Origin of the sequence: Actinosynnema sp. NPDC091369, assembly GCF_044757065.1 — a bacterium.
GTDB lineage: Bacteria > Actinomycetota > Actinomycetes > Mycobacteriales > Pseudonocardiaceae > Actinosynnema.
This window is the reverse complement of sequence record NZ_JBIVUG010000001.1, coordinates 155,080-176,981: the sequence shown is the minus strand read 5'-3', so window position 1 is coordinate 176,981 and position 21,902 is coordinate 155,080. Positions and strand designations below refer to the sequence as shown.

Sequence of the window (21,902 nt, the reverse complement as noted above, 5' to 3'; positions counted from 1 at the left end):
GACACGGCCGCCGCTGCGCCGGACCCGACCCTTGTGGCAGTCGGCGCGGCGGCGGCCCATTACTCTCATCCGGTGACGCTCACCGCCCCACCACGGTTGCTGCTGGTACACGCACACCCCGACGACGAGAGCCTGTGGACGGGCGGCACCATCGCCCGCTACTCGGCGCTGGGCGTGCACGTCACCGTGGTCACCTGCACCCTCGGCGAGGAGGGCGAGATCATCCCGCCCGCGCTCCAGGAGCTGACCGCGGACAACGCCGACCAGCTCGGCGGGTACCGGGTCGCGGAACTGAGATCGGCGTGCGCCGCGCTGGGCGTGACCGACCACCGGTTCCTCGGCGGCATCGGCCGCTGGCGCGACTCCGGCATGGCGGGCGTCGAGGCGAACAACCACCCGCGCGCGCTCGTCAACGGGTCGTTCGACGAGCAGGTCGCCGCCCTGTCGGAGATCATCTCGTCGGTGAAGCCGCAGGTCGTCGTCACCTACGACGCGTTCGGCGGCTACGGCCACCCCGACCACATCCGCGCGCACCAGATCACCACGGCCGCCGCGACCGACGTCGACCGCGTGTTCCACGCCGTGACGTCGCGCGCCGCGACCGAGGCGGGCGCGGCGGCGCTGGCCGACATCCCGGACCTGCCGTGGCGGCTGCCCGCCGAGGGCGAGCTGCCGGTCACCGACGACGCCGAGATCACCACCACCGTCGACATCTCCGAGCACCTGGTCGCGAAGCTGCGGGCGTTGCGCGCGCACTCCACGCAGATCAGCGTGTGGCAGGACGGCGCGGGCCGGGCGAGCTACGCGCTGTCCAACGGCATCGCGCAGCCCGTCGTGCAGGCCGAGTACTACGTGCTGGCCAAGGGGCCCGCGGCCGGCGCGGAGGCGGACCTGTTCGGGGGGCTGGATTGAGCGATCGCCTGGCCCTCGCCGCGATCGGGGTCGCGGCGTTCGTGCTCGCGGTGCTGGAGCTGTTCTTCCTGCCCATGCGGTGGGACGGCACGCTCCTGCCGCGGGTGGACGACCTGCCGTTCCCGATCACGGTGGTGCTCGCGATCGTGACCACGCCGCTGCTGGTGCTCGCCGCCTCGCGGCACGCGCACCGCACGCTGGGCGCGGTGTCGCCGCTGCTGGTGTGGGTCGGCACGCTGCTGCTGTTCGGCCTGTTCGGTCCGGGCGGCGACGTGGTACTCCTCAACGACTGGCGCACCCTGGTGCTGTTCGCCGGGGGCGCGCTGCCGGGCGCCATCGCGGTGGGCGCGCACATGGGGAGGACGGCCGGTGCCGGAGACGATCACTGATCGGGACGTCGTGCGGGCGCTGCGCCCGTTCGTCCGCGCCACCGGTCCGCTGCTGGACACCCTGCGCGACGCGAACCTGCTCGGCCTGCGCGACCGCGAGGTGGAGCGGGACGCCGACCGCAAGCTCGTGGACAAGCTGTGGGACCAGCTCGCGACGGTGAAGGTGCCGGGCACGGCCGCCTGGGCGCGGATGGACGTGCTCCAGCGCGACGAGTTCTGGCTCAACCGGGTCGGTCGGGTGGTGTCCCTGGTGGCGGCGCTGCCGGGCATCGGCGGCGTGCTGGCCGACCGGCTGCCGATCCAGTCCGCGCTGGGCGCGGCGGGCCAGGGGCTGCTGCTGTCGGCGATCGCGGGCGAGCACGGGTTCACCTCGACCGAGGACCGCGTGCGGCTGCTCGCGCACGTGCTGTTCCAGCGGGAGGTCGACGGGCTGCCGGTCGACCAGCGGAAGGAGGACGAGCAGACCGCCGCGCTGACCGAGGAGCTGCGGGAGCGGTCCACGTTCCGGGCGATCGGCGCGACGATCTGGAAGCTCGCCAAGGTCCTCTGGAAGCTGGAGGACGAGCTGGACAAGCGGCCCCAGGGGCGGCTGTACCACCAGGCGCTGGGCATGCTGCCGGTCGTCGGCGTGGTGGGCGACTACTTCGGCGAGCGCTCGGCGTTGAAACGGGTCCGCAGGGCCGCCTACGCGTGGTTCGACACCCAGTAGCGGTAGCGGTGGTGCTCGGCGCAGCCCAGCGACTCGTAGAGCGTGATCGCGGGCTTGTTGTGCTCGGCCACTTGCAGCGCGCACGTCGTCGCGCCGTGCTCCAGGCCCCACGCCGCCAGGCCGCCCATGAGGCCGCGCGCCAGGCCGAGCCGGCGTGCCTCGGGGCGGACGGCGAGCCGTGCCACGTGCAGCAGGTCGCCGACGACGGCGCCGCGCACGGCGGCGAGCACCCGGCCGTCGCGCACGACCGCGCCGAAGCCGACCCGGTCACCGGTCGCCAGCACGTGCCGCTGCGCGGGGGTGGGGTCGGGTTGGGCGGCCAGCTCCCACCATCCGGGAGACGGGGTGTCCGAAATGTCCACGTCCGCTGCCTTCGGAGTGGCGAACCCATCCAGCCGGCCGGTCATCACGAGCGACTCCGCGCCGCCCGGGTGATCCACATCGACCCGCCACCCGGCCGCCTCGACACCCGCCTCGGCGGGCGCGCCGACCACCACGTGCGCGATCGGCCTGATCGCGTTGGCCGCCGCGAAGTCGATCACCACGCGCAGCGCCTCGGCGACCGGAACACCCGGATCACCCGTGGTCAGGGTGCTGTTGGCCCGTCCGGTGAACCCGCCCGCGGCCCGCAGCCGCCACTGTCCCAGCGGCCGGTCGACCAGCGCCGGCCACGCGTCCGCGCACTGCTGCTCCAACTCGGTGACCGCCTGCACCCCCGCATCGTGCCCCGCGCAGGTGAGCGGCGGTCTGTGAGGTGGAGCACGGTGCCGTTAAGGCGAGCCTGAGCGTTGGACAATCGACTCCGCCGCGTACTCTCCGGCTTGCGCGGTGTGGACCAGAACAAGAGCAGGAGAGCGCAGTGACCTATGTGATCGCCCAGCCGTGCGTGGACGTGCTCGACAAGGCGTGCATCGAAGAGTGCCCCGTCGACTGCATCTACGAAGGCGACCGGATGCTCTACATCCACCCGGATGAGTGCGTCGACTGTGGTGCTTGCGAGCCGGTGTGCCCCGTCGAGGCCATCTACTACGAGGACGACGTGCCGGACGAGTGGAAGGAGTACACGAAGGCGAACGTGGACTTCTTCAACGAGCTGGGGTCCCCCGGCGGCGCCTCCAAGGTCGGCAAGGTCAGCGCCGACCCCGCGTTCATCAAGGCTCTCCCCCCGCAGGCGTCGCACGAGTGACCTCCCGCACTTCGCGGGGGCTCCCGGACTTCCCCTGGGACTCGCTGGCCGACCACGCCGCCAAGGCGCGCACGCACCCCGGCGGCGTGGTCGACCTGTCCATCGGCACGCCGGTGGACCCGGTCCCGGAGCTGATCCGGCACGCCCTCGGCACGGTCGCCGACCAGCCCGGCTACCCGACCACGCACGGCACGCCGGCGTTGCGGGAGGCGGTGGTCGGCGCGTTGGCGCGGCGGCACGGCGTGACCGGGCTCGACCCGGCGGCGGTGCTGCCGACGATCGGGTCGAAGGAACTGGTGGCGTGGCTGCCGACGTTGCTGGGCCTGGGGCCGGGCGACGTGGTGGCCATCCCGGCGCTGTCGTACCCGACGTACGAGGTGGGCGCGCGGTTGGCGGGCGCTTCGGTGGTGCGGCTGGCCGACGGCGAGCCGCCGCCGGCCGGGACGTCGCTGGTGTGGCTCAACTCGCCGTCCAACCCGACCGGTCGGGTGCTGCCCGAGGCCCAGCTCGCGCGGGCCGTGGCCGACGCGCGGGCGGTGGGCGCGGTGGTGGCGTCCGATGAGTGCTACCTGGCGCTGGCGTGGACGGCGTCGCCGGTGTCCGTGCTGCTGCCGTCGGTCAACGGCGGGTCGCTGGACGGGGTGCTGGCCGTGCACTCGCTGTCGAAGTCGTCCAGCCTGGCCGGGTACCGGGCGGGGTTCGTGACGGGCGACCCGGCGCTGGTGGCGTCGTTGCTGGAGGTGCGCAAGCACGCCGGGATGATCGTGCCGCGGCCCGTGCAGGCGGCCATGACGGCGGCGTTGGAGGACGACGCGCACGTGGCCGAGCAGCGCGAGCGGTACCGGGCGCGGCGTGACGTGCTGCTGCCGGCGTTGCGGGCGGCGGGCTTCGCCGTGGATCACTCGGAGGCCGGCCTGTACCTGTGGTCGACCCGGGGCGGCGAGCCCGCCTGGGACACCGTCTCGTGGCTGGCCGACCGCGGCATCCTGGTCGCCCCGGGCACGTTCTACGGTCCGACGGGCGACCGCCACGTCCGCATCGCCCTGACCGCCACCGACTCGGCGATCACCACCGCCGCCACCCGCCTGACCTCGTAACCCGCGAGAGTCGAACGCTCAGGCCCCGAGAGTCGAACGCTCAGGACCCCCGAATTCAACGCTCGGACATACCGCTCGGTATGCCGAATGACGAACTCGGGGGTCCTGAACGTAGGACTCTCGGGACCTGAACGTAGGACTCTCGGGACCTGAGTGTTCGACTCTCGGGACCTGAAGGTTCGACTCTCGGGTTAGTCGTTGGAGTGGAGGGCGGCGTTCAGGGCGACGGTCTGGCCTTGGCGGGGGAGGACCTTGACGGCGCCGGTGGTCGAGTCGCGCAGGAACAGCAGGTTCGGCACGCCGGACAGCCGGCCGGCCTTCACCACCGTGCCGTCGGCGGAGGTGACCTTGGTGCCCGCGGTGATGTAGAGACCCGCCTCCACGACGCAGTCGTCGCCCAGCGAGATGCCCACCCCGCCGTTCGCGCCGATCAGGCACCGCTCGCCGATCGAGATGACCTGCTTGCCGCCACCCGACAGCGTGCCCATGATCGACGCCCCGCCGCCGACGTCCGACCCGTCACCGACGACGACACCGGCCGAGATGCGGCCCTCCACCATGGACGTGCCGAGCGTGCCCGCGTTGAAGTTCACGAACCCCTCGTGCATCACGGTCGTGCCGGACGCCAGGTGCGCTCCCAGCCGCACCCGGTCCGCGTCCGCGATCCGCACCCCGGTCGGCACGACGTAGTCCACCATCCGGGGGAACTTGTCGATCCCGTACACGGTCACCGGCCCACGGGCGCGCAGCCGCAGCCGGGTCTGCTCGAACCCCTCCACCGCGCACGGCCCGAAGTTCGTCCACACCACGTTGTTCAGCAGCCCGAACACGCCGTCCAGGTTCGCCCCGTGCGGCCGCACGAGCCGCGCCGACAGCAGGTGCAGCCGCAGCCACACGTCGTAGGTGGAGGCGGGCGCGTCGGCCAGCGAACCGATGCCGACCCGGACGCCGACGACCTCGACGTCACGCTCGGCGTCCACGCCGAGCTGCTTCGCCGCGGCCTCACCGAGCGAGGCCGAGACCTCCGCGGACGACAGCAGCGCCACACCGGGGTCCGAGGCCCCGAGCGACGGCGACGGGAACCACGTGTCCAGCACAGCGCCGGTAGGGGTGACGGTGGCGAGTCCGACGCCGTACGCGCCGGTGGGGTTTGCGGTGCTCACGGGTGTCAACGGTAACGTGCGCCGGGTGGCCGACACCTTGCACCTCGCCGCCGATCCCGTCGAGCTGACCGCTGCGCTGGTCGACGTCCCCAGCGTCTCCGGTGACGAGGCCCGCCTGGCCGACCTCGTCGAACGGTCGCTGAGAGAGCAGACCGCCCTGGAGGTCGTCCGGTCCGGCAACGCCGTGCTGGCCCGCACCACCCTCGGCCGCCCGTCCCGCGTCGTGCTCGCGGGCCACCTGGACACCGTGCCGATCAACGACAACCTGCCGTCCCGGCTGGAGGACGGCGTCCTGCACGGCTGCGGCACGGTCGACATGAAGAGCGGCGACGCCGTGATGCTGCACCTGGCCGCCACCATCGCCGACCCGCGCCACGACCTGACGTTCGTCTTCTACGACTGCGAGGAGGTCGAAGCCGTCCGCAACGGCCTCGGCCGCATCGAGCGCGAGCTGCCCGAGTGGCTGCACGGCGACCTGGCCATCGTGTGCGAGCCGTCCAACGGCACGGTCGAGGCCGGCTGCCAGGGCACGATGCGCATCGAGGTGCGCACGAAGGGCGTGCGCGCCCACACCGCCCGCGGCTGGATGGGCGTCAACGCGATCCACGCCATCGGTGACGCCCTGCGCCGCCTGGAGGCTTACGAGCCGCGCCAGGTCGAGATCGACGGCTGCCGGTACCGCGAGGGTCTCCAGGCGGTGCGGATCAGCGGTGGCGTGGCGGGCAACGTGGTGCCGGACGAGGCCGTGCTGACGGTCAACCACCGCTTCGCCCCCGACCGCACGCCCGAGCAGGCCGAGCAGCACCTGCGGGAGGTGTTCGAGGGCTACGACGTCACGGTCACCGACAGCTCGCCGGGCGCGCTGCCGGGCCTGCACGCGCCGACCACCCGCGAGCTGGTCGAAGCCGCCGGCGGCACCCCCGTGGCCAAGCTCGGCTGGACCGACGTGGCCCGGTTCGCCGCCCTGGGCATGCCCGCGGTCAACTTCGGGCCGGGTGACCCGACGCTCGCGCACACGCAGCAGGAGAACGTGCCGGTGGACCAGGTCCACCGGTGCGTCGACGTGCTGCGGCGCTTCCTCGGCCGCACGACCGGGCACGACCAGGCGCGCCACTAGACTCGCGGCAATGACGGACAGCGTGGACGAGCACCCCAGGGAGAAGCAGCGCGGGCCGGTCGTCCTGCGCCGCGGGCGCCGCGACGAGCTGACCACCACCGACCAGCGGCTGCTGGACTCGCGCGGTCCGAGCGACTGGGTGCACACCGACCCGTGGCGGGTGCTGCGCATCCAGGCGGAGTTCGTGGAGGGCTTCGGCGCGCTGGCCGAGCTGCCGAGCGCGGTCACGGTGTTCGGCTCGGCCCGCACCGGCCGCGACCACCCCGAGTACGAGATCGGCCGCAAGCTGGGCGGCGCGCTGGCGGAGGCCGGGTTCGCGGTGATCACCGGCGGCGGTCCGGGCGCGATGGAGGCGGTCAACCGGGGCTGTTCGGAGGCGGGCGGGTACTCGGTCGGCCTGGGCATCGAGCTGCCGTTCGAGCAGGGCCTGAACCCGTGGGTCGACCTGGGCGTGAACTTCCGCTACTTCTTCGTGCGCAAGACCATGTTCATCAAGTACTCGCAGGCGTTCATCTGCCTGCCGGGCGGGTTCGGCACGCTGGACGAGCTGTTCGAGGCGCTGACCCTGGTGCAGACGAAGAAGGTCACCAAGTTCCCGGTGGTGCTGTTCGGCAAGTCCTACTGGCAGGGCCTGTACGACTGGGTGCGCGACGCGGTGCTGGACAGCGGCAAGGTCAGCGAGAAGGACCTGGACCTGCTGCACCTGACCGACGACATCGACGACGCGGTGCGCGTGGTGAACGACGCGCACAAGGCGTGGGCGGACGCGCACTGATGACGAGGGTCACCGTGTACTGCGGGTCGTTGCGGACGGTCCCGCAGAGCTACCTGGACCTGGCGGCCGAGGTGGGCACCCGCATCGCGGCCCGCGGCTGGTCGTTGACGTGGGGCGGTGGCCGCACGTCGATGATGGGCGCGGTGGCGCGGGCGGCCCGCGAGGGCGGCGCCCGCACCACCGGCGTGATCCCGCGCGACCTGGTCGACCGCGAGGTGGCCGACTCCGACGCCGACGAGCTGCTGGTCGTGGAGACCATGCGCGACCGCAAGGCGTTGATGGAGGCGCACGGCGACGCGTTCCTGGCGCTGCCGGGCGGCATCGGCACCTGCGAGGAGCTGTTCGAGGTGTGGACGTCGCGGGTGCTGGCCATGCACGCCAAGCCGGTGGTCCTGCTGGACGTGGACGGCCACTACCGCGGCCTGGTGGCGTGGCTGGGGGAGTTGCGCGAACGCGGGTTCGTGTCCCCGTCCGCGCTCGACTCCCTCGTGGTCACCGACGACGTCGACGCGGCCCTGGACGCCTGCGCTAGCTGACCCGCGCGCCGTCGAGGCCGCGCGCGACGGCCAACCGCGTGGCCTCCTCGGCGAACATGTCGACGTCCAGCGGCACGAACGGCGACACCTTCACGTCCAGCCGGGAGCCCGTCGCCTTGGCCTGCCAGGTGCCCAGGATCTCCCCGTCCACCAGCAGCGCGCCGCGCCGGCCCAGGATGCGCCACACCTGCTTCTGGTGCGCCTTGTCCGGCACGAGCAGGTCGCGGTCGCGGGCGTTGAGGTACGGGTCCAGCGGCGGCAGCAGCCGCACCACCTCGGGCTCGGGCGGGTCGTCGAACGCCGCCATCCGGTCGGCCGGCAGCCACGCCCGCTTGGACACGGCGACCAGGTCGTCCGGCCACGCGTCCTTCACGTCGCGCACCGGAGCGCCGAAGTAGTGCGCCACCTCCGACGGCCCGGCGGGACCGTGCAGCCTCAGGTAGTCGGCGATCAGCGCGGCGAAGCCCTCGCTGCGGACGGGCACGTCCCGCCGGTCCTCCAGCGGCACGAACGTCACCGTCCGCTCCGCCGGGTCGAACCGCAGCCCGGCCGGCAGCACGGCGAGGCGGAAGACCGGGTCCAGCACGTGCGTGGCGTCGCAGCCGCGGCACCAGCCGGTGACCTCCGGGCGGACCCGGGCCGTGAGGCGGGACGACGCCTCGCCCTTCGTCATCGGCCCGGTCACGACGTCCCGCAACGCCGACGCGACCTCGTGCAGCACCTCGCGCCCGTGCTCCACCGGGGGCCGGTTCATCCGGGCGACCGCGTCGGCGTCGCTCAACGGCCACAGCCGGGCCGCCAGCGCGGGCACCTCGGCGGTCCGGTGCCAGTGCGGCGCGCCCCGCACGCTCCACGTGAGCGTGAACGCGCCCAGGTCGGGCACCCGGTCCAGCCGCGCCGCCAGCGCGGGCACCGCCGACCGCTCCGAGTCCTGCAACCCGAGGTCGAACACCCGCAGGTCGGCCGCGTCGGTGGTGGTGCGGTCGAACTGGTGCGCGGCGACCCGGTACGCGATCACCCGTTCCCGGTCAGCCAAGGTCGTGGTCCAGCGTGATCAGCTCGTGCTCCAGCCGGGCCGTGCCGGAGATCCCGGCCAGCTCACCGGTGCCGGACCCGGGCACGATGTGGCCCCAGAACTGCTCGCCGGCGGGGGACATGATCGCGCCGTGCTGGATCACGAACGTCCCGGTCCGGCCGTCGACCGCGCCGACGAACCGCTCGGTGGCCACGTAACCCGCCGAGCCGTCGGTCGGCTGGCACATCGTCAGCTCGGCGGTGCCCTTGCCCTCCATCGCGCCGGTGTAGACCTTGTCCACGACCGCGCGCCCCAGCTGCGGCTCCGCCTCGTCGTAGACCGCCTGGTCCCAGCGGGTGATCTTGAAGGTCGACTTGGATTCCATGCGGCCGATACTCGCAGGTATTACTGCCACCTGCCGTCAGCTACCCCCTCGGCACCTCGAGCCACGAGTCCGCGCCGAACGTCACCGATGAGCCGAGCGCGCTGGAACCCCTGTACCGCGCGTCCACGGTGTCGACGACCAGCACCAGCCGGTTGCCCGCCGCGACGTCCCACACCACGGGCTCCAGGGCGAGGTCCACCACGCGCGTCCCGGTCCCGGTCAGCGTCACCGGCTTGTGGGTGACCAGCGCGCCCAGGCCCAGGGCGTTCACCTCGTACAGGTACGCGTACAGCGTGGTCCGGGCCGCGCCCGGCGTCACGGTCAACCGGGCCCGGGGCGTGCCGCTGACCGACGTGCGGCTCCACTGCACGGGACCGCGCCAGACCGCCGCCGCGCCCCGGTCGATCAACGGCGTCGAGACGCCCACCGGGAGGTTCAGGAACCCCTGCAACGCCCCGGAGACGAGCACCGTGCCGCTCTCCGCGATGGTGGGCCACCCGGTGCCGATCCGGTCCGCCGCCAGCGGCACCGCGTCCGTCCGGGCCGTCGCCGCCGACCACGACGGGTACGCGCGCCACGCGCCGCCGTTGTTCGGCTTCACCTGCACGGGCAGCTCGCGCTCGATCCCGTTCGCCTCGCCCTTGAGGTGGTGGCCGAACCAGCGGCCCACCGACGTCCAGATCTCGTTGGGCAGCCCGGCCGCGCCGAACAGCTCCGCGGTCGCGTGGTCGCCGGGCGACAGCATCAGCCGCTTCGGCCCGGTCAGCGCGCCGAAGAAGTCCGTGATCTGGCCGGGCGCGAACAGCCCGTCGTTCCACGCGTTGCCGATCAGCACGGCGGCCTTGATGGACGACACGTGCGCGGCGGGCGACCGGGGCGGTGAGATCGGCAGCACGTCGGCGAACCGGTCCTCCCGGTACGCGGCCTCCGCGTCGCGCAGCACCGGCCCCGGCCGGCCGGTCAGGTGCCCGGCCGCCAGCAGCAGCTCCACGGCCTGCGCGCTGACGGTCTCGTTCGGGTACAGCGAGCGCGCCAGGTCGGTCCACGTGCTGAGCGCCGCCACCGCCTTGATCCGCGGGTCGCGCGCGGCGGCCAGCAGCGACTGGCCCGCGCCGTAGGAGATGCCGCCGACGCCGATCCGCGCCGGGTCGCCGGCCGCGTGCGCCAGGCCCCAGTCGATCACCCGGCTGACGTCGGCCACGGTGTCCGGCCCGGCCACGTCGATCTCGCCGGCCGAGTCGTAGAACCCGCGGGAGGTGTAGCTGATCACCGAGTAGCCGGACTCGTAGGCGAGCTTGGCGGCGGCGCCGACGTACTCGATGTTGTTCACGCCCCAGCTCGACGGCAGCACGATCAGCGGGAACGGTCCGCTGCCCCGTCCGGTCGGCGTGACGACGAACGCCTTCAGCGGCGTGCCGCCCTCACCGGGGATGGTCTCGTACGCGACCGCGAAGCCGGGGGCGGCCTGGGCGGGCGGTGCGAGCACCAGCGCCACCAGGGCGGCCAGCAGCAGGGGAAGTGATCGGCGCACGAGGTCCTCCTTGACCGTGACCGGGATCACGCAGGGTGTTACCGGTGAGTAAACACGAGTTGTACTCGCCGGTAGCAGGAGTCTGTGACGCAGCTCACCCAGTGGGAGACGTGGCACGATGCCGGTCATGCGGTTCGGTTCACGTGAGGTCGCCGGGGATCGCGCGCTGGTGATGGCGATCGTCAACCGGACGCGCGACTCGTTCTACGACCGCGGCGCGACGTTCTCCGACGACGCCGCCATGGCGGCGGTGGACCGGGCGGTCGCCGACGGCGCGGACATCGTCGACATCGGCGGCGTCCGGGCGGGGTCCAAGGGCGAGGTGGTGGACACCGCCGAGGAGGCGCGGCGGGTCGTGCCGTTCGTCGCGGCGGTCCGCGAACGCCACCCGGACCTGGTGATCAGCGTCGACACGTGGCGGCACGAGGTGGGCCGCGCGGTGTGCGAGGTGGGCGCGGACCTGATCAACGACACGTGGGCGGGCGCGGACCCGGCGCTGGCCGAGGTGGCGGCCGAGTTCGGCGTCGGCATCGTCTGCTCGCACACCGGTGGCCTCGAACCGCGCACCGACCCGCACCGCGTCCGGTACGCCGACGTGGTGGCGTCCGTGGCGGCGGAGCTGGTCGGGCGCGCCGAGCGGATGGTGGCGCTGGGCGTGCCGGCGGAGGGCGTGCTGATCGACCCGACCCACGACTTCGGCAAGAACACCTGGCACGGCTTGGAGCTGCTGCGCCGGCTGGACGAGCTGGTGGCCACCGGGTGGCCGGTGCTGATGGCGCTGTCGAACAAGGACTTCGTCGGCGAGACCCTGGGCGTGGAGCTGGAGGACCGGGTCGACGGCACGCTGGCCGCGACGTCGGTGGCGGCGTGGGCGGGCGCGAAGGTGTTCCGGGCGCACCAGGTGCGGCAGACCCGGCGGGTCGTGGAGATGGTGGCGAGCATCGCGGGCACGCGACCGCCGGCCCGGGTGCTGAGGGCGTTGGCCTGATGGCGGACTGGTTCGCGGCCAACACCTGGCAGAGTCCGCAGTGGACCATCGAGGAACTGCTGGACCACAAGGGGAGTCGCACGGTCAGCGTGGTCCTGCCCGCGCTCGACGAAGAGGCCACCGTCGGTGACGTCGTGGCCGTCGTGCGCCCGCTGCTCGGCGGTCTCGTGGACGAGCTCGTCGTGATGGACTCCGGCTCCACCGACAGGACGGCGGCCCGTGCGGCGGCGGCCGGGGCGCGGGTCGTGCACCGGACCGACGTGCTGCCCGACCTGGAACCCCGGCCCGGCAAGGGCGAGGTGCTGTGGCGGTCGTTGGCCGCGACGACCGGTGACCTGGTGGTGTTCCTGGACTCCGACCTGGTCGACCCCGACCCCGACTTCGTACCGGCCCTGCTCGGCCCGCTGCTCACCCGGGCCGGGGTGCACCTGGTGAAGGGCTTCTACCGGCGACCGCTGCGGTTGGAGAGCACCGGCGGCGGACGGGTCACCGAGCTGGCGGCCCGGCCGCTGCTCAACGCCCTGCGGCCGGAGCTGGCCGGTGTCGTGCAGCCGTTGGGCGGTGAGTACGCGGGCACGCGCGCGTTCCTGGAGTCGGTGCCGTTCGCGCCCGGCTACGGGGTGGAGATCGGGTTGCTGCTCGACGCGCACACCCGGTACGGGCTGGACGGGATCGCGCAGGTCAACCTGGGTGTGCGCAAGCACCGCAACCGGGACCTGCACCAGCTCGGGCCGATGGCGGCTCAGATCGCGGTCACCGCGCTGCGCCGGTGCGGCGTGGCGGTGGGGTCGTCCACGTTGACGCGGTTCGTGCCGTTCGAGGGGGAGTGGCTGCCGTCGCCGGTGGACGTGCCCGCCGAGGACCGGCCGGCCATGCGCTCGGTGCTCCAGCGGTCGCGGTAGTAGCCCGGGGCGGCGACCAGGTCCGCGTGCCCGCCCTCCTGGATGACGCGGCCGTCCTCGACCACCAGGACCCGGTCGAAGTCGACCAGCGGTGCGAGGCGGTGCGTGACCAGCACGACCGTGCCGCGGGCGTGGGTGAGCACCCGGCGCAGGACGGCGTCACCGTGCTCCACGTCCAGGCCCTCGACCGGTTCGTCCAGGAGCAGCACGTCGGGGTCGGCCAGGAGGGCGCGGGCGAGGAGCAGGCGTTGCCGCTGGCCGCCGGACAGGGCGTCGCCGTCCTCCCCGACGACGGTGTCCCACGGGACGTCCAGGTCGACCAGGGCCGCGACCCGATCCAGGTCTTCGCGTGCGGCGTCGGGTCGGGCGAGGCGGACGTTGGCCTCCGCGGTGGCGTGGAAGACGTGCGCGTCGTCCAGGACGCCTTTGGCCACTCCGGGGTGGGCGGCGGCCAGCGCTCGGAGGAACGTGCTCTTGCCCGCCCCGCTCGCGCCGACCACCCCGATCCGGCCCGCGGGAAGGGGGACGTCGGGCGGGGGCGCGTCCGCCGCCCGCAGCGCCGCTCGGACGCGGCGGACCGACCCGCGTGCTTCGGCCCACCTCTCGGCGGCGGGTGCCAGCGGTGCGGCCACCTCCAGCACCGCGATCGAGCCGAGCACCACGTGCGCCGGTGCGCCCGAGCGCAGGAACGCCAGGGCCACCCCGAACTGCACGACCACGGCCGCCGCCGCCAACGCCGCCGCCGCGACACCGCCCCGACGTTCCCGGTCGGCCAGGGCGTCGACCACCCGGCCGGTCGCGTCCAGCTCGCGGTCCAGCGCGCCGAACGCGGTCAACTCCGCCGCGCCGTCCAGCAGCACGACCGTCCGTTCCGCGAGGTCCGACCTCAGCGGCGCGAGCGCCCGCAGGTGGCGTTGGGCCATCCAGAACGCTGCACACGGAATACCGCATACACCGACCAGCACCCCGACCACCAACGGCCACGCGAACCCGACCGCGATCACCGCGACCGAGCCCACCACGACCGCCACCACTCCCGGCAACGCACACCGCAGCAACGCATCCTGCATGCAGTCCACATCGGACACCAGTCGGGTGAGCGCATCCCCGTGGGCCAGCGGACGGCGCGTCAACGCCTCGTACACCCGGCCCCGAACCTCCGCCAGGTGGCGCAACACCGCCGAGTGCCCCGCCAGCCGCTCCGCGTACCGCATCCCGCCCCGCGCCACCGCCAACGTCCGCACGGCCACGATCGCCACCGTCAACGCCGACAACGGCGGCTGCTCGGCGGCCCGCACGACCAGCCACACCGCGGTGACCATCAACCCGATCCCCGCGAGCTCCGCCACCACCCCCGCCACCACCGCGAGCACCAACCGCCTCACCGGCCCACCTCCCACGCCACCTCGCTCAACCGGGCCGCCGACCCCGCCCTGCCCCACATCCCCGCCCGGCCTCTCCCGCCGGGCTTCGCCGTCCGGCTTGCCTGTGTCGCGTCCACCGACCCGGCGGTCACCGCGAGCGCCACCGGCCTCATCCGAACGCCACCACCCGGTCCACCTCGCCCAGCACGGCCGGTCGGTGGGCGACGACCAGGGCGGTCCGCCCCGCCGCCAGTCGCCGGGTCGCCCGCAGCACCGCCTCCTCCGTGCCGCCGTCCAACCGCGAAGTCGGCTCGTCCAGCAGCAGCAACCCCGCCTCCTCCCGGACCAGCGCCCGCGCCAACGCCACCCGCTGCCGCTCACCGGAGGACAACGGGTGCGCGGCGTCCACCAAGTGCCCCAACCCCACCTCCGCCGCAGCCGCGCGCACGTCACCGGACGACCCGAGGGCGATGTTCTCGCCGACCGTCCCCGGGAACAGCGTCGGCCGCTGCGGCACCCACGCCACCTGCCGCAACCAGGTCTCCCGGTCGAGGTCGCGCAGGTCCACCCCGCCCACCAGCACCCGGCCCTCCGCCGGTGTCACGAACCCCAGCAGCAGCGCCAGCACCGTGCTCTTCCCCGCCCCGCTCGGCCCGACCAACCCGACCCGCTCTCCAGGCCCGACCCGCAACGACAACGCCCCCAGCGCCGCCCGCCCCGGATAGCGGACGACCGCCCGGTCCACCACGATCTCGGCCGTCCGCACATCGGGCACCCGCGCGGTCGCCACCGCGCGGACCCCCGGCGCGGGTACGGCCTCCAGGACCGCCAAGCCCTCCGCCGAGGCGTGGAACTGCGCACCCGCCGCCCGCAACGGCAGGTAAGCCTCCGGCGCGAGCAGCAGCACCAGCAGCGCCACCGGCAACGTCACGCCGCCGTGCAGCAGCCGCAACCCCACCGGCACCGCCACCAGCGCCACCGACAACGTCGCCACCAGCTCCAGCACCAACGCCGACAGGAACGCCACCCGCAACGTCCGCATGGTCGCCGCCGCGTGCGCCCCCGCCATCGCCCGCACGGTCTCCGCCTGCGCCGCCGCCCGCCCGAACACCTTCAGCGTCCCCAACCCGCGCACCACGTCCAGGAAGTGCCCGCCCACCACCGCCAAGCCGGCCCACTGCGCCCGCGTCCGGTCCCGCGTGTGCAGGCCCACCAACGCCGCGAACACCGGCACCAGCGGCAACGTCACCAGCACCACCACCGCGGACGTCAGGTCGGCGAACGACAGCCGCACCACCACCGCCACCGGCACCACGGCCGCGACCGCCACCTGCGGCAGGTACCCGGCGAAGTACGGCTCGACCGCGTCCACGCCCTTCACCACCAGCGTCGCCACCGACCCGGCCCGGCCGGGCGTCCCGCAGGACTCGCGCAGCGCCCGCTTCCGCAGCGACGCCTTCACCGCGGCCGCGTGGCGCCGCGTCACGACCCGCCCGCCCCACAGCACGGACCCGCGCGCCACGACCACCGCCACCAGCCACCACGCCGACCACCCGCCGGTCAGCACGGACGCCAGCACCTCGGCCTGCGCGAGCACCACCGCCGCCGTCAGCACCGCCACCGCGGCCAGCAGCGCGGCGTACCGCCGGTCAGCGTGCCGCACGGGACATCCGCCACGTCGCCCACTGGAACACCAGCACCAGCGGCACCACCACGACCGCCGCCCACGTCAGCACCCGCAGCGTCGGCGCGTCCGCCATCACCGACACCGTCACCACCGACCGCGCCCCGAAGACGCCGAGCACCGGCAACGCGCACATCGCCGCGCTGCACGCGAAAGCGAGCCGGTACCGCCCGATCCGCGACGCCGCCCACACCGCGCCGAGCAGCCCCAGCGCGACCACCGCCGTCACCCCGAAGGCCGGCACCGGCACGGGCCCCGCCGTCACCACGGCCGCCACCACGAACACCGCCCCGGCCGGCAGCAGGGAACCGGCGATCCGCCGGGCCCGCGACCGCAACTCGCCGGCCAGCCGCCAGCTCAGGAAAACCGCGCCGTGCAACGAGAACAGCACCGCCATCCCGGCGCCCCACAGCACCGCGGGCCCGCCGAGCACCCGCCCGAGCAGCACGCCCCACGACACCGCGACCACCGTCGCGCCGCCCACCAGCAGGAAGTCCCACCCGGGCGACCGCAACTGCACCGCGACCGTGAAGCACACCAACGCGGCCAGCAGCACCGCGAACGCCGTGTGCTGCGACGACAGCAGCTCGCCCTCCAGCCGGGGGAACGCCCCGAACAGCACGCCGACCGCCGCGACCAGCCACACCTCGTTGCCGAGGAAGAAGGGCGTCACCGCGCGCAGCACCGCCCGCCGCGCCCCCTCGTCCCGCCCGACCAGCCGCAACAACACCCCGACCCCGTAGTCGAACCCGGCCAGCGCGAAATAACCGCAGGTCAGGAACGCCAGCAGGGCGACCCAGACACCTTCCACGACGAGCGCACCCCTCACAGAGCCGGAACGAGCGGAGACACGGGCGCCTCGTCGGACGAGACCGGACCGCGCCGGGCCAGCCGGGCGATCAGCACCCAGTCGGCGACCGCCAGCACCGCGAACACCCCGGTGAACGCGATGAACGACACGAGCACCTGGTCCCGGCTGACGTGCGACATCGCGTCCTGCGTCGTCAGCACGCCCTGGACCAGCCACGGCTGGCGGCCGACCTCGCGGAACAGCCACCCGCCGATCGCCGCCACGAACGGCAGCGGGATGCCGACGACCATCAGGTACAGCGGGAACCGCAGCCGCACCACCCAGTCGCGGGCCAGCAGCGGCACGGTCGCCCAGCTCACCAGCAGCAGCACGAACCCGATCTGGATCATGAAGCCGAGCCCGGCGCCGTCCGGCGCGCCGACCGTGTCGAGCTTGTCCGGCTGGTACCGCTGCACGATCGGGAACTGCCCGAACCCGAACCCGATCAGCAACGGCGTGGCCAGCGCGGTCAGCACCACGCCCAGCCGCAGCGACCGCCGGAAGAAGTCGACCTCGGTCGTGCGCCGGATGAAGTGGTAGGCGCTGACCCCGGTCAGGAACACCCCGCCCACGGTCAGCGAGGCGAAGCACACGTGCAGGAACGCGGTGCCGAACGTCGGGTTGGCCACCAGCGCCGAGAAGTCGACCATCCGCAGCACGCCGTCGCGCAGCTCGTGCCCGGCGGGGTGCTGGAGGAACGCGTTCGCCATCATGATCCAGAAGGCCGAGGCGAACGCGGTCAGCGCGACGAGCCAGATCAGCGCCAGGTGCACCCACTTGTTCAGCCGGTCCCAGCCGAAGATCCACAGGCCGAGGAACGTCGACTCCAGGAAGAACGCGACGAGCGTCTCCAGCGCCAGCGGCGCGCCGAACACGTCACCCGCGAACGTCGACAGGCCCGACCAGTTCAGCCCGAACTGGAACTCCATGACGATGCCGGTCGCGATGCCGAGCGCGTAGTTCACCACGTACAGCCGTCCCCAGAAGCGCGTCATCCCCGCGTGCACGGGGTCGGCGGACAGCGTGGCCCGGGTCTGCATCACCGCCACCGCCGTGACCAGTCCGAGCGTGAGGAGCACGAACAGGAAGTGGAACGACGTCGTGGTGGCGAACTGGAGCCGGGCCAGTCCGAGAGCATCCATGGGTAGTGAAGGTATATGTAGGCAAACAACTTAACATCGGGGATGTCCCCGATTCCCACCCGGGCCTGTGATCAGTAGAGTGGCTACTCATGAAGTCCGACGCGTTGCGCGGGCACCTCGACGCGCTCCTGCTGGCCACGCTCGACGGCGGCCAGCTGCACGGCTACGCCATCATCGAGGCGTTGCAGCGGCGCAGCGGCGGTGCCCTCGACCTGCCCACCGGCACCGTCTACCCGGCCCTGCGCCGGCTGGAGACCGCAGGTCTGGTGGCCAGCGAGTGGAGCACCGTCGGCGGCCGGCAGCGCCGCACCTACCGGCTCACGAAGGCGGGCCAGCGCGCGCTGGCCGCCGAGCGGACCGCGTGGCGCGAGTTCACCACCGCGATCGAGGGAGTGCTGGGAGGCGGGCCGTGGCCGGCGCAGGCGTGATCGACGAGTACGTGACCGCCCTGGACCGGCGGCTGCGCGGACCCGACCCGGTCAAGGAGGACCTGCTCGCCGAGGCCCGCGACAGCCTCCACGACGCCGCCGCCGCGCACCGCGACCGAGGGCTCGGCGAGGAGGCCGCGCAACGCCGCGCCGTCGCCGAGTTCGGCCCCGTCACCACCATCGCCCGCGAGTACCAGGGGCTGCTCGGCCTCGCCTACGGCGCCCGCACGCTGCGGTCCGTGCTGCTGGTCGTCCCCCTCGCGTACGTTATGTGGGAGCTCAACCGCCGGTTCTGGATCGGCGAGTGGAACGACTTCGACGTCCCGCCGCCGGACTGGTACCTGGTCGTCGCCCGCTTCAACGACACCTCGGCGTGGTTCGTGGCGGGCGCGGCGGTGCTCGCGCTGCTGGTCGGGCGCCGACTGGCCCGCACGGCGGTCAGCACCGCGACCCTGGCCCGGCTCGCGGGCGTGGTCGCCGTCGTCGCGGTCGGCGTGTCCCTGCTCGGCAACGTGGCCATCCTGGCCGCCACCGCCTACCTGGACGCGGCGCGGCTGCTCCTGTCGCCCCCGGTGACCGCCGCGACGGTCGTCTCGATGGTCATCGCGCTTCGGCTGGCCGTCCTCGCGCGGCGCTGTGTGGTGTTCTCCTCGGTGTGACCCGGCGAGCATGTGTCACGATCGTCACGTGACCTCAGCGCTCTTCTACATCCTCGTCATGGCGCTCGTGGCGGCCGTGGTCTTCCTGCTGGCCGCGCTGGTGTTCGGCCGTGGCGAGGAGCTGGCGCCGCTGCCGCCGGGCGCCTCGCCGACCCGCCTGCCGTCCGACGACGTGACCCCGGAGGACGTGCGCGACCTGAAGTTCCAGCAGGTCCTGCGCGGTTACAAGATGACCGAGGTGGACTGGGCGCTGGACCGCCTGGCCGGCGAGGTCGAGCGGCTGCGGGACCGCGTCGCCGAGCTGGAGGCCGAGCTGGGCGTCGACCCGCGGCCCGCCGCCGCCGAACCAGAGCCCGAGTCGGAACCCGAGGTCGAGCGGGAGCCTCAGCGTGACCCGGCTTGACCTGCGCGTCGAGGTCGAGGCCCCGGCGGAGACCACCTGGGCGGCGCTGACCGACTGGGCCCGGCAGGGCGAGTGGATGCTCGGCACCACCGTCCGGGTGACCAGCGGCGACGGGGCGAGCGAGGGCAGCGGGCTGTCCGCGTTCACCGGCGTCGGCCCGATCGGGTTCACCGACACCATGCGCATCACCGCGTGGGAGCCGCCGGTGCGCTGCGCGGTCGAGCACACCGGCCGGCTCGTGCGCGGCACCGGCGAGTTCGTCGTCGTCCCGCGCGGTGACGCGCGCAGCGAGCTCGTCTGGTCCGAGGACATCGCCCTGCCGCTGAACCTGGCCTTCGCACCGGGTGTGAAATGGTCCCTGCGCCGCTTCGCCGCCTTCGCCCGGGAGTACCGCACGCCATGACCGACCTCGTCCGCTGCCCGTGGGGCGACAGCACCCCCGACTACGTCGAGTACCACGACACCGAGTGGGGCGTCGAGCTGCACGGCGAGTCGGCCCTGTTCGAGCGGATGTCGCTCGAGTCGTTCCAGTCCGGCCTGTCCTGGATCACCATCCTGCGCAAGCGGGAGAACTTCCGGGCCGCGTTCGCGGGCTTCCGGCCCGACGTGGTCGCCGGGTTCGGCGCCGCAGACTTCGACCGGCTGATGGCCGACGCGGGCATCGTCCGCAACCGCGCCAAGATCAACGCCACGATCAACAACGCCCGCGTCGTGGCCGAGCTGGACGTGCCGCTGGACGACCTGCTGTGGTCGTTCGCGCCCGAGCGCCACGAACGGCCCGCCACGATCGCCGACGTGCCCGCCGTGACGCCCGAGTCCAAGGCCATGGCCAAGGAGCTCAAGCGCCGCGGCTTCGTCTTCCTCGGCCCCACCACCTGCTACGCGCTGATGCAGGCCACCGGCATGGTCGACGACCACATCGCGACCTGCTTCCGCGCCCAGCCCGCCGACGACCCCGCCGCCGAGACCGGGGCCGGGGTCGGGACCGAGGCCGGGGCCTCCGCCGTCACCGGCCGGTGAACGACGGCTTCCGCTTGGCCACGAACGCGGCCACCGCCTCCCGGTGGTCGGCCGTCGCGCCCGCCTCCGCCTGCGTGCGCGCCTCCACGTCCAGCGCCGCCGCCAGCTCCCCGGAGAACGCCATCGCCTCCTTGATCTTGGCGTAGGCCGTGGTCGGCCCCGCGGCCAGCTGACGGGCCAGCGCCTGCGCCGTGGACAGCACCTCGCCGTCCGGCACGACCTGGCCCACCATGCCGATCCGCAGCGCCTCCTCCGCGCCCACCGGCTGGGCGAGCAGCATCATCTCCATCGCCCGGCCGTGCCCGATCAACCTCGGCAGCGTCCACGACGCGCCCGAGTCCGCGGTCAGCCCCACGTTCGCGAACGCCATCAAGAACTTCGCCCCCTCCCCGGCCACCCGCAGGTCGCACGCGTACGCCAGCGACGCCCCCGCGCCCGCCGCCATCCCGTTCACCGCCGCGATGACCGGCTTCGGCATGCCCACGATCGCTTTGATCAGCGGGTTGTAGTGCCGCTCCACCGTGTGCAACGGCGCCGGGTCACCCGCCTCCAGCAGCGCCACGTGCTCCTTGAGGTCCTGACCGGCGCAGAACGCCCTCCCCGCACCCGTGACCACGACCGCCCGCACCGCGTCGTCCGCGGCGGTCTCCACCACGGCCTCCAGGAACCGCTCCTTCAACGCCACCGTGAACGAGTTGAACGATTCGGGCCGGTTGAGCGTGAAGGTGCGAACGCCGTCAGCGTCGTCGATGAGGAGTTCGGACACGGGGTGACCTCCGGTTAGTGGTGTGCGAGGCAGTCGTCGACGAACTTGGCCACCGCGGGCGCGAGGCGGTTGGTGTGCCGGTCGAAGAACGCGGCCGCCCCCGCGCCCGGCCAGTCGGCGGGCAGCAGCTCGCGCGGCAGGCCGGGATCGCGGAACAGGAACTTGCGCCACGCGTGCAGGAACCGCTGCGACGCGGCGAACGCCGACGGCGGCGACGTACCGTCCACAGCGGACATCACCGGCTCCCACTCGGCGACGAACCGCGCGTAGTCCCGCCCCAGCGTGCCCAGGTCCCAGGCGCGGGCCGCCAGCTCCGCCGGGTCGCCCTCGTGCTCGCCGTGGAACGTGCTGCCGCGCACGTTCTCGGTGGTCAGCACGTCCGCGAGTTCCGACGACGGCCGGGGCGCGATCCACGTCACAGGGCCGAGCGCGCCGTAGCCGAGCAGTTGCAGCGAGGAGGCGAGCCGGTCGCGCGCCTCGCGGGCGGGCAGCTCCTCCAGCACGACCACGTGCCACCGACCGTCCCAGGTGGACGGCCGGGTGCGGTAGATGCGGGCCGCCGCCTCGTCCAGCCGCCGTTCCGCGCGAGGTGTCATCGCGTAGCCGGGGCCGTCGGGCAGGCGGACCGGTTCCAGCCAACCCTGCCGCACCGTGCGCGACACCGCCGTGCGCACGGCGGGCGCGGCGAAGTCCAGCGGCTCCAGCAACCGGACGAGGGCGGCGATCGTCGCCGCACCACCCCGCTCGCGGAGGTGGCCGCCGTAGACGTCGAAGAGCGCGGAACGGGCTCGCACGAGAGCCGAGTCTGTCAGGGCGACCCCGCGACACGCCACAACACCCGTGACGGGTCACGACCAGGTGACGGTCGGCGGTCGGCGCGG

The 21,902-nt window shown here is 73.4% G+C and carries 25 protein-coding genes and 1 pseudogene; 15 read left to right on the top strand and 11 right to left on the bottom strand.

The genetic code is table 11. From position 1 onward, the window contains the following. The first annotated feature begins 72 nt into the window (after nt 1-72). The 3 genes from mshB to ACIQMJ_RS00865 are packed head-to-tail and all read left to right on the top strand — an operon-like array spanning nt 73 to nt 2,010. Complete coding sequence (mshB, locus tag ACIQMJ_RS00875) at nt 73-912, top strand: N-acetyl-1-D-myo-inositol-2-amino-2-deoxy-alpha-D-glucopyranoside deacetylase (protein WP_499758951.1); 840 nt, start codon at nt 73-75, stop codon at nt 910-912. Continuing rightward, the gene (locus ACIQMJ_RS00870; RefSeq protein ID WP_499758950.1) at nt 909-1,301 is read left to right on the top strand and encodes a hypothetical protein; all 393 of its coding nucleotides are present in this window, start codon (nt 909-911) and stop codon (nt 1,299-1,301) included. The genes mshB and ACIQMJ_RS00870 overlap by 4 nt, the downstream gene beginning before the upstream one ends. After that, nucleotides 1,282-2,010, top strand: a complete 729-nt coding sequence (locus ACIQMJ_RS00865) for a hypothetical protein (protein WP_499758949.1) — start codon at nt 1,282-1,284, stop codon at nt 2,008-2,010. The genes ACIQMJ_RS00870 and ACIQMJ_RS00865 overlap by 20 nt, the downstream gene beginning before the upstream one ends. On the opposite strand, the gene ACIQMJ_RS00860 is transcribed toward ACIQMJ_RS00865, so the two are convergent. Continuing rightward, nucleotides 1,986-2,723 carry a GNAT family N-acetyltransferase gene (locus ACIQMJ_RS00860; protein ID WP_499758948.1) on the bottom strand — a complete coding sequence of 246 codons (738 nt, stop codon included), beginning with the start codon at nt 2,721-2,723 and terminating at the stop codon, nt 1,986-1,988. The two genes, ACIQMJ_RS00865 and ACIQMJ_RS00860, sit on opposite strands and share 25 nt — an antisense overlap. A 146-nt stretch (nt 2,724-2,869) precedes the next feature. Between ACIQMJ_RS00860 and fdxA the strand changes: the two genes are divergently transcribed. Continuing rightward, complete coding sequence (gene fdxA, locus ACIQMJ_RS00855) at nt 2,870-3,196, top strand: ferredoxin (RefSeq protein WP_499758947.1); 327 nt, start codon at nt 2,870-2,872, stop codon at nt 3,194-3,196. After that, nucleotides 3,193-4,293 carry a succinyldiaminopimelate transaminase gene (gene dapC / locus ACIQMJ_RS00850; RefSeq protein ID WP_499758946.1) on the top strand — a complete coding sequence of 367 codons (1,101 nt, stop codon included), beginning with the start codon at nt 3,193-3,195 and terminating at the stop codon, nt 4,291-4,293. Before fdxA ends, dapC begins: the two co-directional genes overlap by 4 nt. A gap of 191 nt (nt 4,294-4,484) precedes the next feature. On the opposite strand, the gene dapD is transcribed toward dapC, so the two are convergent. After that, nucleotides 4,485-5,456 carry a 2,3,4,5-tetrahydropyridine-2,6-dicarboxylate N-succinyltransferase gene (gene dapD, locus ACIQMJ_RS00845; RefSeq protein ID WP_499758945.1) on the bottom strand — a complete coding sequence of 324 codons (972 nt, stop codon included), beginning with the start codon at nt 5,454-5,456 and terminating at the stop codon, nt 4,485-4,487. A 25-nt stretch (nt 5,457-5,481) separates the two neighbouring features. Here dapD and dapE point away from each other — a divergent pair, with 25 nt between their 5' ends. From dapE to ACIQMJ_RS00830, 3 genes are read left to right on the top strand one after another with little or no spacing between them, the layout of a single operon-like run. Continuing rightward, on the top strand, nt 5,482-6,573 hold the full coding sequence (gene dapE / locus ACIQMJ_RS00840) for a succinyl-diaminopimelate desuccinylase (protein WP_499758944.1): 1,092 nt from the start codon (nt 5,482-5,484) through the stop codon (nt 6,571-6,573). A gap of 10 nt (nt 6,574-6,583) precedes the next feature. Then, nucleotides 6,584-7,348 carry an LOG family protein gene (locus ACIQMJ_RS00835; protein WP_499758943.1) on the top strand — a complete coding sequence of 255 codons (765 nt, stop codon included), beginning with the start codon at nt 6,584-6,586 and terminating at the stop codon, nt 7,346-7,348. After that, nucleotides 7,348-7,884, top strand: coding sequence for an LOG family protein (locus ACIQMJ_RS00830; RefSeq protein WP_499758942.1), 537 nt, complete (start codon nt 7,348-7,350; stop codon nt 7,882-7,884). The genes ACIQMJ_RS00835 and ACIQMJ_RS00830 overlap by 1 nt, the downstream gene beginning before the upstream one ends. Here ACIQMJ_RS00830 and ACIQMJ_RS00825 read toward each other — a convergent pair. From ACIQMJ_RS00825 to ACIQMJ_RS00815, 3 genes are read right to left on the bottom strand one after another with little or no spacing between them, the layout of a single operon-like run. After that, nucleotides 7,877-8,920 (bottom strand): DNA glycosylase AlkZ-like family protein, encoded by a 1,044-nt coding sequence (locus ACIQMJ_RS00825; RefSeq protein ID WP_499758941.1) that lies wholly within the window; start codon nt 8,918-8,920, stop codon nt 7,877-7,879. The two genes, ACIQMJ_RS00830 and ACIQMJ_RS00825, sit on opposite strands and share 8 nt — an antisense overlap. Continuing rightward, the gene (locus tag ACIQMJ_RS00820) at nt 8,913-9,284 is read right to left on the bottom strand and encodes a DUF3224 domain-containing protein (RefSeq protein ID WP_499758940.1); all 372 of its coding nucleotides are present in this window, start codon (nt 9,282-9,284) and stop codon (nt 8,913-8,915) included. The genes ACIQMJ_RS00825 and ACIQMJ_RS00820 overlap by 8 nt, the downstream gene beginning before the upstream one ends. A gap of 40 nt (nt 9,285-9,324) precedes the next feature. Beyond that, nucleotides 9,325-10,815, bottom strand: coding sequence for a CocE/NonD family hydrolase (locus ACIQMJ_RS00815; protein WP_499758939.1), 1,491 nt, complete (start codon nt 10,813-10,815; stop codon nt 9,325-9,327). A gap of 118 nt (nt 10,816-10,933) precedes the next feature. On the opposite strand from ACIQMJ_RS00815, the gene folP reads away from it, so the two are divergent. Together folP and ACIQMJ_RS00805 are read left to right on the top strand one after the other, a co-directional pair. Continuing rightward, nucleotides 10,934-11,803, top strand: coding sequence for a dihydropteroate synthase (gene folP, locus ACIQMJ_RS00810; protein WP_499758938.1), 870 nt, complete (start codon nt 10,934-10,936; stop codon nt 11,801-11,803). Next, the gene (locus ACIQMJ_RS00805; RefSeq protein WP_499758937.1) at nt 11,803-12,705 is read left to right on the top strand and encodes a glucosyl-3-phosphoglycerate synthase; all 903 of its coding nucleotides are present in this window, start codon (nt 11,803-11,805) and stop codon (nt 12,703-12,705) included. Before folP ends, ACIQMJ_RS00805 begins: the two co-directional genes overlap by 1 nt. A 197-nt stretch (nt 12,706-12,902) precedes the next feature. Here the strand turns inward: ACIQMJ_RS00805 and ACIQMJ_RS00800 are convergent. From ACIQMJ_RS00800 to ACIQMJ_RS00785, 4 genes and pseudogenes are all read right to left on the bottom strand, one after another. Continuing rightward, nucleotides 12,903-13,628, bottom strand: a pseudogene (locus ACIQMJ_RS00800) (ATP-binding cassette domain-containing protein); the annotation flags it as partial. A gap of 610 nt (nt 13,629-14,238) precedes the next feature. Then, entirely contained in the window at nt 14,239-15,732 is a 1,494-nt protein-coding gene (gene cydD, locus ACIQMJ_RS00795) for a thiol reductant ABC exporter subunit CydD (RefSeq protein ID WP_499758936.1), read from the bottom strand. Then, entirely contained in the window at nt 15,719-16,564 is an 846-nt protein-coding gene (locus tag ACIQMJ_RS00790; RefSeq protein WP_499758935.1) for a cytochrome d ubiquinol oxidase subunit II, read from the bottom strand. Before ACIQMJ_RS00790 ends, cydD begins: the two co-directional genes overlap by 14 nt. 14 nt (nt 16,565-16,578) lie before the next feature. Beyond that, on the bottom strand, nt 16,579-17,745 hold the full coding sequence (locus tag ACIQMJ_RS00785) for a cytochrome ubiquinol oxidase subunit I (protein WP_499758934.1): 1,167 nt from the start codon (nt 17,743-17,745) through the stop codon (nt 16,579-16,581). An 89-nt stretch (nt 17,746-17,834) separates the two neighbouring features. Between ACIQMJ_RS00785 and ACIQMJ_RS00780 the strand changes: the two genes are divergently transcribed. From ACIQMJ_RS00780 to ACIQMJ_RS00760, 5 genes are read left to right on the top strand one after another with little or no spacing between them, the layout of a single operon-like run. Continuing rightward, on the top strand, nt 17,835-18,173 hold the full coding sequence (locus ACIQMJ_RS00780; protein WP_201438570.1) for a PadR family transcriptional regulator: 339 nt from the start codon (nt 17,835-17,837) through the stop codon (nt 18,171-18,173). Further along, nucleotides 18,155-18,832, top strand: coding sequence for a permease prefix domain 1-containing protein (locus tag ACIQMJ_RS00775; protein ID WP_499758933.1), 678 nt, complete (start codon nt 18,155-18,157; stop codon nt 18,830-18,832). The genes ACIQMJ_RS00780 and ACIQMJ_RS00775 overlap by 19 nt, the downstream gene beginning before the upstream one ends. A gap of 28 nt (nt 18,833-18,860) precedes the next feature. Continuing rightward, nucleotides 18,861-19,235 carry a DivIVA domain-containing protein gene (locus ACIQMJ_RS00770; RefSeq protein ID WP_499758932.1) on the top strand — a complete coding sequence of 125 codons (375 nt, stop codon included), beginning with the start codon at nt 18,861-18,863 and terminating at the stop codon, nt 19,233-19,235. Beyond that, nucleotides 19,222-19,638: an SRPBCC family protein gene (locus ACIQMJ_RS00765; protein ID WP_499758931.1), complete on the top strand. Its 417-nt coding sequence runs from the start codon at nt 19,222-19,224 to the stop codon at nt 19,636-19,638. The genes ACIQMJ_RS00770 and ACIQMJ_RS00765 overlap by 14 nt, the downstream gene beginning before the upstream one ends. Beyond that, on the top strand, nt 19,635-20,255 hold the full coding sequence (locus ACIQMJ_RS00760) for a DNA-3-methyladenine glycosylase I (protein WP_499758930.1): 621 nt from the start codon (nt 19,635-19,637) through the stop codon (nt 20,253-20,255). The genes ACIQMJ_RS00765 and ACIQMJ_RS00760 overlap by 4 nt, the downstream gene beginning before the upstream one ends. On the opposite strand, the gene ACIQMJ_RS00755 is transcribed toward ACIQMJ_RS00760, so the two are convergent. After that, the gene (locus tag ACIQMJ_RS00755; protein ID WP_499758929.1) at nt 20,242-21,021 is read right to left on the bottom strand and encodes an enoyl-CoA hydratase-related protein; all 780 of its coding nucleotides are present in this window, start codon (nt 21,019-21,021) and stop codon (nt 20,242-20,244) included. The genes ACIQMJ_RS00760 and ACIQMJ_RS00755 overlap by 14 nt on opposite strands. 14 nt (nt 21,022-21,035) lie before the next feature. Next, on the bottom strand, nt 21,036-21,815 hold the full coding sequence (locus ACIQMJ_RS00750) for a PaaX family transcriptional regulator (RefSeq protein ID WP_499758928.1): 780 nt from the start codon (nt 21,813-21,815) through the stop codon (nt 21,036-21,038). Between the last annotated feature and the right edge of the window lie 87 nt (nt 21,816-21,902).